Source organism: Taklimakanibacter deserti, assembly GCA_003574785.1.
The window spans coordinates 158,508-174,592 of sequence record QORU01000008.1 but is presented as its reverse complement, the minus strand read 5'-3'; the positions used below and the strand labels follow the sequence as shown (position 1 = coordinate 174,592).

General features: G+C 61.3%; 17 protein-coding genes and 1 tRNA gene. 6 read left to right on the top strand and 12 right to left on the bottom strand.

Annotated elements, in window-relative coordinates; all coding sequences use genetic code 11:
• Positions 1 to 18 precede the first annotated feature (18 nt).
• From DS839_RS18135 to DS839_RS18120, 4 genes are all read right to left on the bottom strand, one after another.
• Positions 19 to 336 carry a hypothetical protein gene (locus DS839_RS18135; protein ID WP_119271858.1) on the bottom strand — a complete coding sequence of 106 codons (318 nt, stop codon included), beginning with the start codon at positions 334 to 336 and terminating at the stop codon, positions 19 to 21.
• A gap of 1 nt (position 337) precedes the next feature.
• Positions 338 to 652 carry a YggT family protein gene (locus DS839_RS18130; protein ID WP_119271857.1) on the bottom strand — a complete coding sequence of 105 codons (315 nt, stop codon included), beginning with the start codon at positions 650 to 652 and terminating at the stop codon, positions 338 to 340.
• Positions 653 to 729: 77 nt separating this feature from the next.
• On the bottom strand, positions 730 to 2,928 hold the full coding sequence (locus tag DS839_RS18125; protein WP_162918638.1) for a sodium:solute symporter family protein: 2,199 nt from the start codon (positions 2,926 to 2,928) through the stop codon (positions 730 to 732).
• Positions 2,929 to 2,938: 10 nt separating this feature from the next.
• Positions 2,939 to 3,196, bottom strand: a complete 258-nt coding sequence (locus DS839_RS18120; RefSeq protein WP_119271855.1) for a DUF4212 domain-containing protein — start codon at positions 3,194 to 3,196, stop codon at positions 2,939 to 2,941.
• Between the two features lie 171 nt (positions 3,197 to 3,367).
• Between DS839_RS18120 and DS839_RS18115 the strand changes: the two genes are divergently transcribed.
• Positions 3,368 to 3,997, top strand: coding sequence for a hypothetical protein (locus DS839_RS18115; protein ID WP_162918637.1), 630 nt, complete (start codon positions 3,368 to 3,370; stop codon positions 3,995 to 3,997).
• A gap of 72 nt (positions 3,998 to 4,069) precedes the next feature.
• Positions 4,070 to 4,145: transfer RNA gene (locus DS839_RS18110), tRNA-Phe, on the top strand.
• A gap of 41 nt (positions 4,146 to 4,186) precedes the next feature.
• Here DS839_RS18110 and DS839_RS18105 read toward each other — a convergent pair.
• Positions 4,187 to 5,599, bottom strand: a complete 1,413-nt coding sequence (locus tag DS839_RS18105) for a CAP domain-containing protein (RefSeq protein ID WP_162918636.1) — start codon at positions 5,597 to 5,599, stop codon at positions 4,187 to 4,189.
• A gap of 226 nt (positions 5,600 to 5,825) precedes the next feature.
• On the opposite strand from DS839_RS18105, the gene DS839_RS18100 reads away from it, so the two are divergent.
• Positions 5,826 to 6,650: an alpha/beta hydrolase gene (locus DS839_RS18100; protein WP_368911714.1), complete on the top strand. Its 825-nt coding sequence runs from the start codon at positions 5,826 to 5,828 to the stop codon at positions 6,648 to 6,650.
• On the opposite strand, the gene DS839_RS18095 is transcribed toward DS839_RS18100, so the two are convergent.
• Entirely contained in the window at positions 6,575 to 6,994 is a 420-nt protein-coding gene (locus DS839_RS18095; RefSeq protein ID WP_119271851.1) for a serine hydrolase, read from the bottom strand. The genes DS839_RS18100 and DS839_RS18095 overlap by 76 nt on opposite strands.
• Positions 6,995 to 7,076: 82 nt before the next feature.
• Here DS839_RS18095 and DS839_RS18090 point away from each other — a divergent pair, with 82 nt between their 5' ends.
• Together DS839_RS18090 and DS839_RS18085 are read left to right on the top strand one after the other, a co-directional pair.
• A complete protein-coding gene (locus DS839_RS18090; protein WP_162918635.1) occupies positions 7,077 to 7,643 on the top strand; it encodes a M35 family metalloendopeptidase in 567 nt (188 codons plus the stop codon).
• A complete protein-coding gene (locus tag DS839_RS18085; RefSeq protein ID WP_162918634.1) occupies positions 7,627 to 8,700 on the top strand; it encodes a hypothetical protein in 1,074 nt (357 codons plus the stop codon). Before DS839_RS18090 ends, DS839_RS18085 begins: the two co-directional genes overlap by 17 nt.
• 300 nt (positions 8,701 to 9,000) lie before the next feature.
• On the opposite strand, the gene DS839_RS18080 is transcribed toward DS839_RS18085, so the two are convergent.
• The 4 genes from DS839_RS18080 to DS839_RS18065 form a co-directional block, all read right to left on the bottom strand.
• The gene (locus tag DS839_RS18080; protein ID WP_119272075.1) at positions 9,001 to 9,906 is read right to left on the bottom strand and encodes an alpha/beta fold hydrolase; all 906 of its coding nucleotides are present in this window, start codon (positions 9,904 to 9,906) and stop codon (positions 9,001 to 9,003) included.
• A 129-nt stretch (positions 9,907 to 10,035) separates the two neighbouring features.
• A complete protein-coding gene (locus DS839_RS18075; protein ID WP_119271848.1) occupies positions 10,036 to 11,325 on the bottom strand; it encodes an epoxide hydrolase family protein in 1,290 nt (429 codons plus the stop codon).
• Between the two features lie 39 nt (positions 11,326 to 11,364).
• Positions 11,365 to 12,174: an SDR family NAD(P)-dependent oxidoreductase gene (locus DS839_RS18070; RefSeq protein WP_119271847.1), complete on the bottom strand. Its 810-nt coding sequence runs from the start codon at positions 12,172 to 12,174 to the stop codon at positions 11,365 to 11,367.
• A 118-nt stretch (positions 12,175 to 12,292) separates the two neighbouring features.
• On the bottom strand, positions 12,293 to 13,315 hold the full coding sequence (locus DS839_RS18065; RefSeq protein WP_368911713.1) for a DMT family transporter: 1,023 nt from the start codon (positions 13,313 to 13,315) through the stop codon (positions 12,293 to 12,295).
• Between the two features lie 114 nt (positions 13,316 to 13,429).
• On the opposite strand from DS839_RS18065, the gene DS839_RS18060 reads away from it, so the two are divergent.
• Positions 13,430 to 14,326 (top strand): LysR family transcriptional regulator, encoded by an 897-nt coding sequence (locus DS839_RS18060; RefSeq protein ID WP_119271846.1) that lies wholly within the window; start codon positions 13,430 to 13,432, stop codon positions 14,324 to 14,326.
• Between the two features lie 4 nt (positions 14,327 to 14,330).
• Here the strand turns inward: DS839_RS18060 and DS839_RS18055 are convergent, their stop codons facing one another.
• Positions 14,331 to 15,473, bottom strand: a complete 1,143-nt coding sequence (locus tag DS839_RS18055; protein ID WP_162918632.1) for an OpgC family protein — start codon at positions 15,471 to 15,473, stop codon at positions 14,331 to 14,333.
• A gap of 92 nt (positions 15,474 to 15,565) precedes the next feature.
• Entirely contained in the window at positions 15,566 to 16,084 is a 519-nt protein-coding gene (locus tag DS839_RS18050; RefSeq protein WP_119271844.1) for a hypothetical protein, read from the bottom strand.
• Position 16,085 lies beyond the last annotated feature (1 nt).

Genomic DNA, 16,085 nt, shown 5'->3' with positions numbered 1-16,085 from the left:
TGAAAGCTCTCCGGCGATTCAGGCGCCCAGCGCCCGCAGCAGGCCCGGGATGGCGGGCAAAGTCAGCACAAGCACGCCGGCGAGCCAGATATAGCCCGACATGGCCGTGCGCTGGCGCCCGGCGAAACGTTCATAGAGTGCTGCCGGCACGCCGCCGATCATCAGGGTCAAAGTGGCGACGATGAGCGAGCTCAACAGGAACAGGAACGGCAGGATGGCGGGCAGGAAGGAGGGATACCAGATCGGGTGAAGGGCAAAGACGGCGATGAGAGCCGGCGAAAATATGCCGTTCAGGATGGCGAGCCCGACAATGATCGCGAGATGGTGCTGGGTCATGTCAGCCGCCGGAAGGGCCCGAGACATCGGGCAGCAGGCCCAGGCTGCCAAGCAAGGCGATCAACGCCAGACGCAACAGCATGATCCAGAAGACGGAGAAGATGATGACGACGACGGTCGGGAGAGCCGCCGGCGTCAGCAAGCGTACCGCCCCGACGACAGGCTCGGTGATGCGCACGAATGCCCGCCAGATGTAGTTCTGCCAGCCTGCCGGCACGAAGAAGGAGAGCAGCAGCCGGCCGATCAGCGTGTACATCACCGCGGCGAGCACGAAATTCGGCAGGTGGAAATACCAGTATTGAATGACGGGATTCATCCTGCGGCGCAGTCAACCACGGCGGGATAAAAAAGGAAACGGGGCCTGAAAGCCCCGTTTCCGATGATTTACGCAGTTCAGTGGACTTCACGCACCAGATTGCCGCCTTCCATGAGCTCCTTGCCCTTGGGCCGGCGGATCTCGTCGATGAAATCCTGCATCTGCTTCGAAGGCGCTGCGGTCAAGAGGCTCACCACGATCATGGCGATGAAGCCGGCAGGCAGGCCGAACAGGGCGGACGAGATGTTGCGGACGCCGAACCAGTTGGCGATCGTCTGGGCATGCGTGTCGAGCGCTTTCCAGGCCGCCGCCTTGGCTTCGGGTGCTGCACCTTCAAAGGCCGCCTTGAGCTCGTTGTACTTGGTCACGGCGGCCTCCGAGGCGCCCGACAATCCGCTCCACAACTCGTAGAAGCCCGCCGCATAATAGCGGGTGCCGACGAGATAATAGAGACAGACGCCGAAGCCCACGACGATGCCGGCAATGGCGCCCCAGCGGTTGGCGCGCTTCCACCACACGCCGAGGACGAGAGCCGGGAACAGCCCCGCCGCGGCGAGAGAGAAGGCCCAGGAGACCATCGCCAGGATGTCGGCCGGTTTGGTGCTCGCTGTCCAGGCCGCCAGCACCGCCACGCCGAAGAGCAGGACCCGCGCCACGATGAGCCGGCGCGCCGTCGGCGCATGCGTGTCGACCATCTTGTAGTAGATGTCGTGCGACAACGCATTGGCGATGGCGAGCAGGAGGCCGTCGGCCGTCGACAGCGCCGCAGCGAGACCGCCTGCCGCCACGAGGCCGGCGATGACATAGGGCATGCCCGCGATCTCGGGTGTCGAGAGCACGATCACGTCATTGTCGATCGTCAAGCCCGAATGGCCGAGGAGGTTCGTGGTGTTGCCGGCAGCCGTCGCCGCGGCATGGATGGCCGGAGTGAAGATCTCCTGCGCCGTCACCGCCGCATTGGCCCTGACCGCATCGAACACCACCGCCTTGACCGGATCGGCAAGCGCCGACCAGGACGCGAGCTCGGCCGTCAAGCCCTTGGACTGGAGCGACGCCGCGACGCCCGCCATGTCGGCAGCGCCCGCCGCGACGGCGGCCTTCACCGCGCCGATGCTGCTCGCCAGGCCCTGCAGCGTGACGCCATAGATCTTCACCAGACCGAGATTGGAATAGGTGCTGATCCATTGGGGAAGCTGATCGAGGCTCTGGCCGATGACATTGGTGTAGACCTCGAGCTTCGCGAAAGCCGCATAGGACGGCGCCGTGAAGTAGAGGAGGAAGATGAAGAGCAGCGACCAGGCCACCGATTTGCGCGCCTCACGCACTGATGGGGTGGTGAAATAACGCATCAATATGTGCGGCAGCGACGCCGTGCCCACCATCAGGCAGAGGATGAGCGCGAAGTAGTTGAGCGGGTTGTAGTTGAGAAAGGGCTCGATATACGGCTTCAGCGTGCTGCCGACATTGAGTCCCTGGGCGACGATCTCCTGCTCGCGCGCGGTGATATCCTGCAAGGCCTGGCCGTAGGTGAGCTGCGGAATCGGAATGCCGTAGTTCTTGGCCGACAGGATGACGACCGGGGTCAGATAGGCGATGATCAGCACGATATACTGGGCCACCTGGGTCCAGGTCACCGCGCGCATGCCGCCCAGCATCGAGCAGAGAAGGATGCCGGCCAATCCGGCATAGACGGCGATCTGGAAGTCGAGCCCCAGGAAGCGCGAGGCGATGATGCCGGTGCCATAGACCTGCGCCACCACATAGGTGAAGGAGCAAGCCACCAGCACGATGACCCCGAGAAAACGCACAAGATTGCCGTTGTAGCGCGCGGCAAGGAAATCCGGGACCGTGTAGGCGCCGAATTTGCGCAGGAACGGCGCCAGGAGAACCGACACGAGCACAAAACCGCCGGTCCAGCCGAGCACGAAGGCAAGGCCATCATAACCCAAGGCAAAGAGTGTGCCGGCCATGCCGACGAAGGAAGCCGCCGACATCCAGTCGGCGCCGGTCGCCATGCCGTTGTAGAAGGCGGGCACCTTCCGGCCGGCGACATAATATTCGGATACTTGGGCGGTGCGCGACAGCACACCGATGATGGCGTAGACTAGAATGGTGAAACCGACGAACAGATAGCCGAGCACCCGGTCGGGCACGCCCAACTGTTCGAGGATCGCCAGCGCGACCACGAAAACGAGGAAGCCGCCGGCATAGATTCCATAGACCCTGCCGAGATTGGCAAGGAAGTCGCCGCCGGTGATTTTTGAGCCAACTGCCATGTCATCCCCCTCAATCTTCTTCGGCGACGCCGAATTCGCGATCGATCGCATCCTGTCTCCTGGCGAACCAGAAGAGCAGCACGACGAAGGCGATGAGCGAGCCCTGCGCGGCCATGTAGAAGCCGAGCGGGAAGCCCAGTATGACGATGTCGTTCAGCCAAGTGACGAAGAAATGGATCACGAAGGAAAAAAAGGCCCAGATCGCCAGCGCGATCCACATGAGCCTCGATGTCGCTCCCCAGTGACCCTCGGTATCCGGACCAGCCATTGGCGGTTCCTCCCATTTCCGTGGTCGTTGTGCTCGCATTCCCCTTTTGCGAGTCATGGTAGAACTAACACCAATGACGCTGCGGCCTAATTCAACTTTGGACTCATGAGCGCTATTCGACTTTGGACTCATGCGCATGAGGATGACCGGCTTGTGCGAAGGGGCGAGGCGGTGTCATCATGGCGCATGAGCCTGTGGTCCACCGTCAAGAATCTGTTCGCGCCGCAGCCGATCGCAACGCGCGACGAACTCAAGGAATTCCTGATGAGCCGGGCGGCGTTCCTGACTCAGAAATCGATCATGGAATATGTCCAGGCGCGCTCCAACATGATGTTTTCGACACTGCTTTCGGAGCCGGCCTTCCTCGCCGCCTATGAAGAGGCGCGCTGGGGATCCTATCCCGCCGCTTTCTCCATGGTGAGCGAAATGGCGGAGGGACTGATTCGCCCTTCCGCGGCAGGCCCCACCCTCGAGCTTCACGCGGCGCTCGTCGCAATCGGGCGTGACGTCTTTTCGGGCTTCCCGCTGCCCCCCGGCCAGGACCCGCAGTTCTGGCATCAGGCGGCGGAAGCTCTCGATCACGATCTGGGCGTCGCCGGGCTCGGCCCGCCCAAGGAGGTGCATGAAATTCCACTCGCCCGGGCACGCGAGATCTTCGAGCGGCTGCCTCTCGACGAAAGACTGCGTCAGCACGATTTCACCATGTTTCGCAATACTTTACGATTCCATATGGCTGAGATCGGCACGGAATTCGCCGAACGGGGGGACATGAAAGCACTGGCTCGGGCGCTCAGCCATTAAGGCTGGACAGGCTCAAAACCGTCGCCTATAACCCGGCCCGCTTCGTTCAAACGCCTCGTTCCGGGGCGCGGCGCCCAGGTAGCTCAGTTGGTAGAGCAGCGGACTGAAAATCCGCGTGTCGGTGGTTCAATTCCGCCCCTGGGCACCACTTCATTCAAATAATACGTGCTCGCGCCGGCTCGACAAGAGTCAATGCGAGTGACTGCGCGCGACGAACGAGCCCCAGACCCATCCGGGTGAAAGTTGGCACCAGTCATCCTCGCGGCACCCAATCAGGGGGAATCTCTGCCCTTTTCTCAGAATGCCGATCACATTGCCAACTCCGCCTGGGATATCATAGAGATCCACGTCCGAAATTATTGCCGTTGTCCGTTGAGGCGAATCGTTGCTTTCAGCCGCGCCGGCGGAATGTCCGGCAAATCCTTGCAAAGGTCTCGGGACATTCTGTTCAAGAACGCCGGCTTGGCCCGCGTTGAAGTTTCCGGGTGGATCATACTCGCAGGCCCACAGCGTGCCTTCAATTCCATCATCGCCGCCGAGTTTGCATCTGTTCTGCGCACAACCCAGTCTCGTTGTGTTTCGCCAAATGACTTGAGTGAAGTGGCCCGTCACTTTTTTCGGGTTGTTTGCCGGGTTGCACGCGTCCCCAAAAATCGTGCCCCCACCATCTTCTCCAGCCAGCAACGGTGAGGGATCGTCAAAATTGTAAACGTTCACTTCGCAATACCATTGCCGCGCAGCCTCTTGCCCGCCGCGGCTTGGATAGCCAAAGGAAAGATTTTCTCCATAGTTATAGCCTGGATCCGTACCGCATCCATACTGGCTGCTTTGATGACAGAAGAACTCATCGCCGTTGCTGTTTGTCATGGTATGGCAACCTGCGACCCAATTCTTTGCATTGCTTGCAAGATCAGCCGACCAGTTCAAAGCTGGCACGCCGTGTTTCGCTCTCACGGCATTATGCTCGTTGCAGATAGCCAACTCTTCTCCCGCAAGACCCGTGCACCCGCCGGTGGTCGCATCTGGGGGCGGCGCCCCTGCGGACGGCAAAGGTCCGCAAATGAGGCCCAAAGCGTTCACGTGCAGTCCAAATCGCCCCTGAATGCCCGTAGCGGCCTCTCCCGCAGGGCAAATCTGATAGACGGTAGGGAAGAACGGCGCATTTCCAATTTCGATGTTGTGCGTTGCGGTGCCGGTCGTCAATCCGCAGTAGAACGCAATCAAGCGAACCTGCCGGTTTGCCTCGGTGTGCAGAAGCCCCATACCATGGACAATCTCATTGCTTGCGCACGTCTTCGTCAAGGGACTCCCGCCCTCTCCCCCGCGCTTCGGCCCGGGGGGCGGCGGTCCGTATCCAATTGATCCGTCCGGATTTACGGGCGGGCTGCAGAGGATGGCTATCTGGTCCACCCAAGCTCCTGTGCGCGCGCTCGCTCCAGTGAGATAGTGGCCCGTCGGGCAGACATCGCGGAAACCCGCGTCGCCGGACGCGCCAACTGGCGCAAACTCCAGTGCTGCTGCAGGCGGGAAATGTCCGAACGATGAAATTACCAAAGCCGCCAATGCACTGACCTGGCTTTTGCCCAAGAAATGCGCCCGCATGATCATGTCCTTCCCGATAGCCGAATTGGTTCATCGGCGAACTGACGCGGGACTGCCCGCGACACTCGCCGCCATTCACGGGTAGGGAGGCTGGCGGATGCGAGCTTACGTATCGCTTACGTCTGAGAACGGCGCTTTGCCCGGCGGCGGTGCGAGAGTATTTTGAGCTTACCGGAGGCCATCTCGATAAGGTTGTGATCGTCGTCCTATGGGGGTTGCGTCAGAAATGGATTGGAAGACCATGTCGCCCGAGGCGCGCAATCTCGCCTACAACAACGTCGCGCATGTCGGCCCCGATTTCGCCCGACTGAAGAATGAAAGCTGGAGCGCAGCTTCGGCGTTGCTCCGCGCGCAGCATCCGAGACACCTTGATCTGGCCTATGCTCCGGCTGAGCGAACGAAGTGGGATCTCTATCCCGGCGCCGACCCCAAGGCGCCATGTTTCATTCATATCCACGGCGGCTATTGGCAGCGCGGCAGCAAGGAGATATTCGCCTGCCTCGCCGAGGGGGTCTTGGCGAAGGGCTGGTCGGCGGCCATGCCGGGCTACACGCTTGCCCCCGAGGCGAGCCTGACGCAGATCACCAATGAGTTGCGCATGGCGTTCGAATGGCTGGATGCACATGCCGCCGATCACGGCATCGAGGGACCGGCCATCGTCACCGGGTGGTCGGCCGGCGGGCATCTTACGGCATTGATGCTGGAGCATCGAAGAGTGGCCGCCGGCTTGTCGATCTCAGGCGTTTTCGACCTGGCTCACTTGCGCGATTCCCCTCATGTCAATGACAAGGTCCGGCTTACGGAGGTCGAAATCGAAACCCTCTCTCCCTTGCGCCGGCCGGGTGTCGACAAGCCGCTCTCCATCGCCTATGGCACAGGCGAATTGCCGGCAATGATCGCCAGCAGCCGGGACTATCATGCCTACCGGGCGCGCATGCATCTGGCTGGCGACCTGACCCCGATCGCCGACGCCAATCACTTCACGATTCTGGACGGCCTCAGGCGCCCCGACAGCACTCTGACACGCGCGGTCCTGCGCATGGCTGAATAAGAGATCACTTGGCCTGCTGCAGCGGTGACACCGCATAGATCGCGTCCAGTATCTTCACCATCGTCGGCGGTCGAGATGACGCCGCCGGCGGCAAAATAGGCCAACGGGTTTTGCCACGTGTCGTCATTGGGCTTGAGCGTTCCCGCTCTGGCTGCGGCCCGGAGATCCTCCGGATAGCGCGCATCGGCCGGCGCGCCGTGCGCGTAGGGATCGGGGATGGCATTCGATGTGCCGGGCGGCAGCGCCGTATTCTTCATGCCGAGCGGCCCGAACAGACGGTCCCGGAAGACGGCCAGGAGCGGCTTTCCGTCGATCAGCGCCAGGTCCTTCTTGGCATCATTCATCAGCGGTTCATCGGCCTGCGCGTAAACTACCTGCTTGCGTTGCTACATCCTGGGCGGGCCGAACCAGTTGATGGATCTGCCTATGCAGCACAACTCAAACCCGATTATTGCCGTTGCCCTCGTACTGACTTCGTACCTGATGCTCGCCGACGGGCCGCGGCCTGTCTTTGCCGCGGATGAAGTGAAAAAGCCCACCGCTATGCCAAGAATTGTGGGCTGCTCGGACAGCCAGAGGTCGCGGCTGGAAGATGTCTACAAGCGGGCACACGCCTTTGTCTGGCGGACACAAAGGTTTGCCGATGCCCTCAATTCAATAACCCGAACCGAGCGTGAAAGATTGTGGCGGCGCGAGCGCGTCGACAACAACGACAGCGTTTCGCCACATACCTGGTTCGGCTCGTTCGACGGCGAGCGCAGCAACATCATGCGCGAGGGGCTGAAAAAAGCCGAACAACGCTTTCGCGGGGTGGGCAAGGTCAAGATCCGCGAGTTGCGATGTGGCCAACCCATTGCCGCGTCAGCCAACGAACACACCGATGTATGTCCTGCCGTCGGCACGGGGGGCGGGTGGCCAAGCGCCTTCCACGCACCCCCCCGGAATCATCGTGACGTGTCCGTCGTTCTGGAATGCGATGGACAACCCGTTTGAACACCCGGAGGTGCGCAAGGATTATGCGGCCATGACGTTGGTGCACGAGGTGTTCCACTGGCTGAGCATTGACGACTGTCCAAGCCGCCGCATCACCTGCGTCAAGTATGTCACCGACTATCACGGTGATGGTGCGGGTGGCATTCCGGACCAATTCTGGAAGGGGGCCGACCTCGCACGCGAACTTGCCCGCCGCAGCCCGCGCCACGCGACTCGCAACAACGACAACTATGCCAACTTCATTCGCAATGTAGGTACCAGCAAGCCCTATGTGCACGGAGTCTGGAAATTCAAATCGGGTGGATCAGAGGGCGACTACAGTCATGTTCACATGCTGCCCTGGGAGAGTTTCGTGGCGCACTGGGAAGTTCGTGCGCGAGATTACGAGCTGATCGACATTTCAACCTACGTTCATTTCGGCACAAGACTCTATAGTGGACTCTGGCACAGCAATCCCGGCCGCAACGGCGCGCTGTTCTACCTCACCTCTTTTCAGGATTTTGAGAGCAAGTGGCGCGAACTCCAGCCGAGCCAGGAACTGGTTGACATCGAGGTGTTCAAGGATGGTGACCACCTGTCCTATATCGGAGTATGGCGGATTCGGGACGCCGGCGACCGCAATGTCGGCGCGTTTTTCAGCGGACTCAAATGGGACGAGTTCGTCGCACGATGGATGGAGGTGCCGAAGTGGCAGTATCTCGCCGATATCGAGGCCTATCACGACATCGACGGCCAGTTGCGCTTCGCCGGGGTTTGGCGGGCCCGACCCGATACGTCCGACACGGCGCCAAACTCGCTCTTTCGATTTAACGGCCTGCAAGCATTCGCCGACTTCGCTGGACAAAATGCCTCGGGCAATACCCTGATCGATGTCGAGCGATTCTACGACAACGGTCAGGAGGTCTATGTCGGCGCCTGGCGCGGCGGCGGCAACTCCGCGGCGCTGTGGTTCGACCGCGATGCGGACGCGATGTCCGACCACATGCGACAAGAGGACAATACGCAAATCATGACCCGCCTCAATTTCGACCTCGACCTGCCTATGCGGATCAAATGATCCCGGCCCGCTTTGCTCCGCTGAAGCGAAGTCTCGGCTTCGCGAAGGCGAGAGCGGCCCTCGAAGGGTGGCAAGCGGCAAGACCGTGGTCCCTGGATCATGCTTCGAGGCTCCCCCGGCTCAAGCCGGGGTCGCACCTCAGCATGAGGGTGTTTCGGCGGGCCGACTCTTTTTCAAGTCATCACGCTCTGAGCTGCGGCCATGAGTTTCCTGATCATTGCTTGCTCCCTCGCCTGACAGATCGGCAGAGACTACCGCAAACACTCGGCTCTGTCTGTGACCGGAATATCGGCGAGGTTCTCAGCGGAATGAGGCGCGAACCTCATCGACGGTCTGCTTGGAACTCTGGAGGTGAGGATAGTGCCCGATGCCGGCAAGAAGCGAGAGCTCGGCGCCGATCCTGTCGGCGAACTCGATTCCCATATCTTTCTTAATGTAGAGATCCTGTTCGCCCCAAACCACCTTCACGCGGGTCTCGAGCTTCGCCAGTTGCGATTCCAAATGGTCCTGGTCGCGCGTAAAGTGCGCGTAATAGTGGGAGAAAGCGTCCGCCGTCGTCATTGCGCCCTGGTTCCAGCCGCGGGACATGTCGGCCTTGAATTCCGCGGAAATCTCGAAGCGGGCTTCCTTGGGCAAGCCCCTCGTGAAAGCATTTGCCAGGATATCGTCGCGCCGCTGGTTGAACTGGGCGCGGGCCGCTTCCATCGAAGGTCCCGCCTTCAGGCTCTGCAGGGTCTCGTGCATGTAGCCGGGCCTGTCGAATGGGGCGAAATCGCCGACGATGATCGTTCTTGCGATGTCGGGTTTCTCGAGCGCCAGGAGAAGCGCCGGCAGGGCCCCGATATCCGTTGCATAGATCGTGAGCTTGGACGTGTCGATGCCGGCTTTCGCTATGTATTCACCGAGAATATACGCATAGTCTTTGGGCGCGTAGGAGAACCTGTCCGCGGGCGGCCGCGAGGAAAGTCCGTATCCCGGCCAATCGAAAGCGTGGACTTCATAAGTATCGCCGAGGGCGAGTGCCAAATCCTTCCAGGCGTACAGGGTCTCCGGAAATCCATGCAGGAAGAGAACGGTCCCCTTCGGTCTGGCGCTCTGCACCACCATTCTTCTGAGCGTGATGTCCTTGTCGATCTCGAAGAAGCCGATATCGGCTTTCCGAGGAGCATCCTCAGCGTATCCCGATGCGATGGAAGCAGAGAGCATTGCCAGGCCTGCGAATAGGCTGCGCGCTTGGATATTCATGTTCAGCTCCTGTGGTTCACTTGCCCGGTACCAAAAGCGGCTCGTCTTTTTCGGCGATGCCTCTTCACATGAGTCTCCGTTGCGTTGGAACTACTTTGCCGGCCGAAGCGATCGGAAGGCGGTTCGGAGCTCGGCAGCCAGGAGCGCCGGCTGCTCCCAGGCAGCGAAATGTCCGCCCTTCTCGACCTCGTTGAAATAGACGAGGTTCGAGTAGGCCTGTCGGGCCCAGCTCTCCGGCGCCCGATAGACCTCATCCGGAAACACCGAGATCGCGACCGGAAGAGCGATCTCGGAGGTCTTCTGCGCGGCCGAAATTACAACACTTTGACCGGCGGTCTCCCAATAGAGGCGCGCCGCCGAGGTCGCCGTATTGGTCAGCCAGTAGAGCGTGACGTTGTCCAGCACGTCGTCTCTGCCGAGCCGGCGCTCGGGCTCGCCATTGTTGTAATCGAATATCCAGGCCGCGAGCCCGGCCGGGGAATCGGCCAGGGCGTAGCCGATCGTCTGCGGCCTTGTGCCCATGATCGCGCCATAGGCCCGGTATTTCTTGTAGAAGGTGGCGAGCGCGTCGAACGCGGCGCGCTCCTTGTCGGAAAGCTCGGACGGAGCGGGCCTGCCGCCGGCAAGCAGCCCCGCGATATCGGGCGGCACCGTCGCCGGCAGATTGATGTGGATGCCGAGCAATCCGGCCACCGCCTGGCGCGCCATGGCGCTGGATACGGGCGAGCCCCAGTCGCCGCCCTGGGCGACATAGCTTGTGTAGCCGAGGCGCCGCATCAGTTCGGCCCAGGTGCCGGCGATGCGATCGGGGTTCCAGCCCGTCTCCTTCGGCTTGCCGGAGAAGCCGAAGCCCGGCATCGAGGGGATCACCAGATGGAAGGCGTCCGCAGCGCTTGCGCCATGCGCGGTCGGATCGGTGAGAGGGCCGATGATCTTGAGCTGCTCGATCACCGATCCCGGCCATCCATGCGTCACGATGAGCGGCAGGGCATTTTCATGCCGCGAACGGATGTGAATGAAATGGATGTCGACGCCGTCGATCTCGGTCATGAACATGGGCAGCGCATTGAGGCGCCGCTCCACCTTCCGCCAATCATAGTCCGTGCCCCAATAGCGAACGATGTCCTCAAGCGTTGCAAGCTGATTGCCCTGCGAGCGGTCGCTGACCGTTTCCCGATCCGGCCAGCGCGTGGCGGCGATGCGCCGGCGCAGATCGACGAGCTGGGCTTCCGGAATATCGATGCGGAAAGGGCGAATGGCTTCGCCGGCGGGCACCGCCGCCAATTGTGACGGCAGAAGCGGTCCGGCGCCCGCTGCCAGGCCGGCTCCCACGAGACCGAGGAACCGGCGGCGATCCAGCTTGATGATTTCGCCCTTCATGACTCTCTCCCTTGTTTCCAGCCAGCGCCAGGCGCCGAGCTATTGGCCTTGATGCAGGTTGTAGCGAGGGGCGGCGATGGCGCTCGAAACCTTGGCCATCATCGCACGGCGCTGTGCCTCGTAGCGATCCCACTCCGCCTGGTTCGGCAGCGACGGGATGGTGATGGTCTCGCCGAGGTCGAGACCCGCAAGGGCGGCATCGACCAGATCGTCGGCCGACATTACGATCTCCGTCGGAAGCTGGTGAACCGGCTTGCCGGCGACGTCCCAGAACTCGGTGGCCGTGGCGCCCGGCAGGACGGCCTGCACACGCACACCCTTGTCGGCGATCTCGTGGACGAGCGACTGGGTGAGCGCGAGGACAAAGGCTTTCGTGCCGCCATAGACGCCGTTCAGAAGCTCCGGCGCGACCGCGACGGCCGAGGAAATATTGATGATCGTGCCGTTGCCGCGGGCGAGGAATGCCGGCACCACCGCATAGGTCAAGCGCGTCAGCGCCGTGACATTCAGACGGATCATGTCCTCCATCCTGTCGACGTCGGAGGCGACCAGCGGATCGGCGGCGCCGATGCCGGCATTGTTCACCAGTACGGAAATGCCGGCGTTGCTGCGCAGCATGTCCTCGACGCGCCCGAGGTCCGCTGGTGATGTGAGATCGGCTTTGAGGATCTCCACTTTCCGGCCGGTGTCGATGGCGATCCGGCGCGCCAGCGACGCGAGCCGTTCCCCGTTGCGGGCGACAAGGATGAGGTCATGGCCGCGCTTCGCCAGCCTGTCGGCGTAGATTGCGCCGATGCCGGTGGATGCGCCGGTGATGAGGGCGGTGCCTTTGGGCTGGGTCTTCGTCATGTGGGTCTCCTGCGGTTGGTTGTTTCCGTTGCTGAAGCCTGAATAAACCCTTCCATGAATTCTGGATATCCAGCAAAATCGAGACATATCCTTCCAGAAAATGGAAGAGACTCGTATCCTACGCCTTTGTCGTGCCATGGAAGACGCGGATCGTTACGATGACGCCCGCGGTCAGAACGGCGAGACCTCCCATTTCAACGATTGTCGGTAAGCGGCCGTGCACGGCCAGGCCGAATATCGTCCCGAATATGGTTTCCGACACGAGCAGTTGAGCGGAAAGCGCCACCGGAAGTCTTTGCGAAGCAAACGTCCATGCCAGGGCGCCACCAATCGATGCAAAGATCGCCAGTGCAGTGCCCCAAAAATAGAGGGGCGCCGCATTCTCCCAGCCCAGTCCGAGCTGCGGAATATTGAAGACACCCAATGCAAGGCCGATGGGACCAAAGGCCAGCATTTCCAATCCGCCGCCGGCCAGTATCAGGGCGGTCCAGATATGGGCATCGATGCCAGGCCGTGCGGCGAGCGCGCGTTGATTGGCGAGGCCGAACCAAGTCCAAAGCCCGACAGCGGCAATCGCCAACAGGATGCCGATTGCGGGCGATCGAGCCGTCGCCATGCTCGTCACATCGAATATGCTGGCATTGACGAAAGCGAGACCGACCATCGTCAGCAAAACTGAAAATGACAGGGCGCGCCAGGAAACTACTTTCCGGCTCAGATTGCCGGCGATCGCCAGGACGACGGGAACCAAACCGAGAAACGCGGGCGCTATCACGGGCCCTGCAAAAATTGCGGCGCCGGCGACCGTCAGGAAATAGGCGAGATATCCAATGAACCCAAGAAGGAAAGCCGTCAGCCAATCGCTCTTGGTCAGAGCGCGTGTTGCATCCCTCTTGAACAAGAGAAACAGCATCCCGAGCGCCGCTGGAATCACGAAGCGGAACAACGCGAAGTCAAAGATTGAGTAATCACCAATGACAAATGGAACGACGAAGTTGAGGGACCAGGCAAGAGCTCCAAAAAGAGCTGCGAGAACGCCAATCAGGTAAGAATTGTTTGCGAACCGGCCGGCATGGATTGCGCCGATGCCGGCCGATGTGCCGGTGATGACGGCGGTGCCCGTGGACTGGATCTTCGTCATGTCGATCTCCTGTGGCCGGTTGTTTTTCCTTGCTGGATCTCTCGATACCCCCTTCCAAAATCCCTGTGTATCTGGTAAAATCGAGATGTATCCTTCCATAAAATGGAATGAATTATGGATCGGTTCGAGGCCATGTCGATCGTCCTGGCGGTTGCCGAGGCGGGCAGCCTCTCGGCCGCGGCGCGTCGGCAGAAAACGCCCCTGGCAACAGTCAGCCGGAAGGTGTCCGAGCTCGAAGCGCATCTCGAGACCAAGCTGTTCAACCGCTCGAGCCGCGCGCTCGTGCCGACGGACGCGGGGCGCTCCTATATCGCCGCCGCGAAGCGGATTCTCGCCGACATCGCCGAAGCCGAGCGCGCCGCCTCCGGCGAGTACTCGACGCCGCGGGGAGACCTGATCATATCCGCCCCCGTCGCTCTCGGCCGTTTCTACCTGCAACCGGTCCTGACGGAGTTCCTGGCGGCATTTCCGGAAGTCGATGTTCAGCTCAACTTGCAGGATCGGACGGTCAATCTTCTGGAAGAGCACGTCGATGTCGGGCTTCGCCTCGGGACTCTTGCCGACAGCAGCCTGATCGCGGTGAGGATCGGGGAAACCGTCCGTGTGGTCTGCGCCAGCCCCGCCTATTTGAGATCTCGCGGGACGCCCGGATCGCCGGATGATCTCACCGCGCATGATTTGATCAGCTATCCACCGCTTCAGTCGCCGACCCTGTGGAGATTCAAACGAGGCCAGAGCGACTATGCCGTGCCGGTGCGATCGCGGCTCGTCGTGAGCAGTATTGAATCAGCCTGCGACGCAGCACGCGCAGGCATCGGGATCACCGAGGCATTTTCCTACCATGTCGCCGAGCCGATCAAATCCGGAGAGCTCACGCCGCTGCTGCAGGACTTCCAGCCGCCACCGCTTCCGGTCAGCTTTGTGTACTCGCCCAATCGGTTCCTGCCCGCCAAATTGCGCGCGTTCCTGGATTTCATGATGCCGCGTCTGAGGGCACGCCTCATGCCCTGATTCTCTACGTCGTCGCCTGTGCAGTGCGAGTGCGCGGCACGGAGCGGCCGGCGTCGAGCGAGTAAGCCACCAGCATGGGGATGGTGAAGCCGGTCAGGATGATCACCGTGTCGCGGAAGACGCCGCCGCCCCATTCGTAACGCAGGATGGCGCCCGCCGTGGCGAAGAGCGAGCCCGTGCAGAAGACGGGGAGCGAATGGCGCCCCATGACGGTGAGCGGGTTCGATGCCGGAATGCGGCGCAACCATTCGCCGAAGGGCGAGATCATCACCACATAGGAAAGCGCCAATATGTGAAGGATGCGCGGCAAAGCGAGATAGGTCTTGTCGAAATTCCACAGATGCTGCGGGATCAGGGTTTGGGCGGGCTTCCACGCCGAATAGCCGAGCTTGATCCAGGCGCAGGAGAAGACGAGATAGGCGACACTCAGCCAGAAGAGCCGCGGGTCGAAGGCGGGCAAGCGCCCATCGCGCCACCACTGGCCGGCGATGAAGCCCATGACGAAGAGCAGCTGCCACGCAAAGGGATTGAAGAACCAGCCGCCCGGTATCGGATAATTCGGGATGTTGAGGCCATACCAGCCGGCGGCGAGCCAGAGTGCCAGCGACACGGCGAAGAGAAGCTTGAGGCTCACCCGCGCCAGCCACATCATGACCGGCAGCACACCCAGGAAGAACATATACATGGGCAGGATGTTGAAATAGCCGAGCTGATGGCCGAGCAGCACCATGCCGACAAGGCCCGAGGCCGTATCCTTGAAGAGCGGCGTCAGGCCCATATTGTAGATCATGTCGTGGACATAGCCCGGCCGCGCGAAGAAGATGGCCGCGGTGCAGAACAGCGCCAGCGCCATCACCGTCATCAGGATATGGCTCATATAGAGCACCAGCGCGCGCTTCAGCGCGCCCAAGGACGCGTCCCATGTTTCGCCGCGCGAGAAGCGGGTGAAATAGGCGTTGGCCGAAGCGAAGCCCGCGAGCAGGACGAAGATTTCAGCAGCATCCGAGAAGCCGAAATTAGACGTGGTGAAGCTGGCGTAGAGATTGCCCGGAACATGATTGATGAAGATCATGGCGAGCGCCAGGCCGCGCAGGAAGTCGACGCGATGATCGCGCCTCGATATGCGTTCGCTCGGTTTTGACGTCATGACTCTTCCGTTTCGCTTGCGGGTTTTAGAGGGCCCGAACGGAATCATCAAGCGATACGGGCGAGCAAAAGTTCCGTCGCGTCGCCAGCCGGTTAGTCTTTACATCGATCGATCATGGCGCGCGCGGCCTCGTTCGAGGAAGCCATGCCCAGCAGCTTGGGCTCTTCACCGCGAAGATCGATGGCGAAGAGGCGCGAGAAGGACTTGCTCGCATCGGCGCTCTGATAGGATGTGCGGAATATCAGCCCGACCGGACTGGTATTCTCCAGCCTCCACTCGACTCTGTCGCCTTTGCCGACATTGGGGAAATGGCCAGGGGGATTCTCATAGGCTATCGCCTGCTCCAGCGAATGCATCTTTCCCTTGAGCTCGAGCGCATACCATGAGCGGGCATCGTCGGTGACGAGGAACAGCTTCAATCCCGGCGGCGCCTGGCATTCGAAGGCGAACTCGCCTTGGCCCGAGACGATCCTTCGTCCCGCATCGAGAACCGCGACCGGCTTGCATGCCGCTTCGCCGACCGATGTGTAGAGGCTATCCGCGCATCGCGCCGCCAGCGCCGCGCCGCCGACAAGCATCGCATGGGCGGCAAGCAGAGCGCTGCCGGCCAAC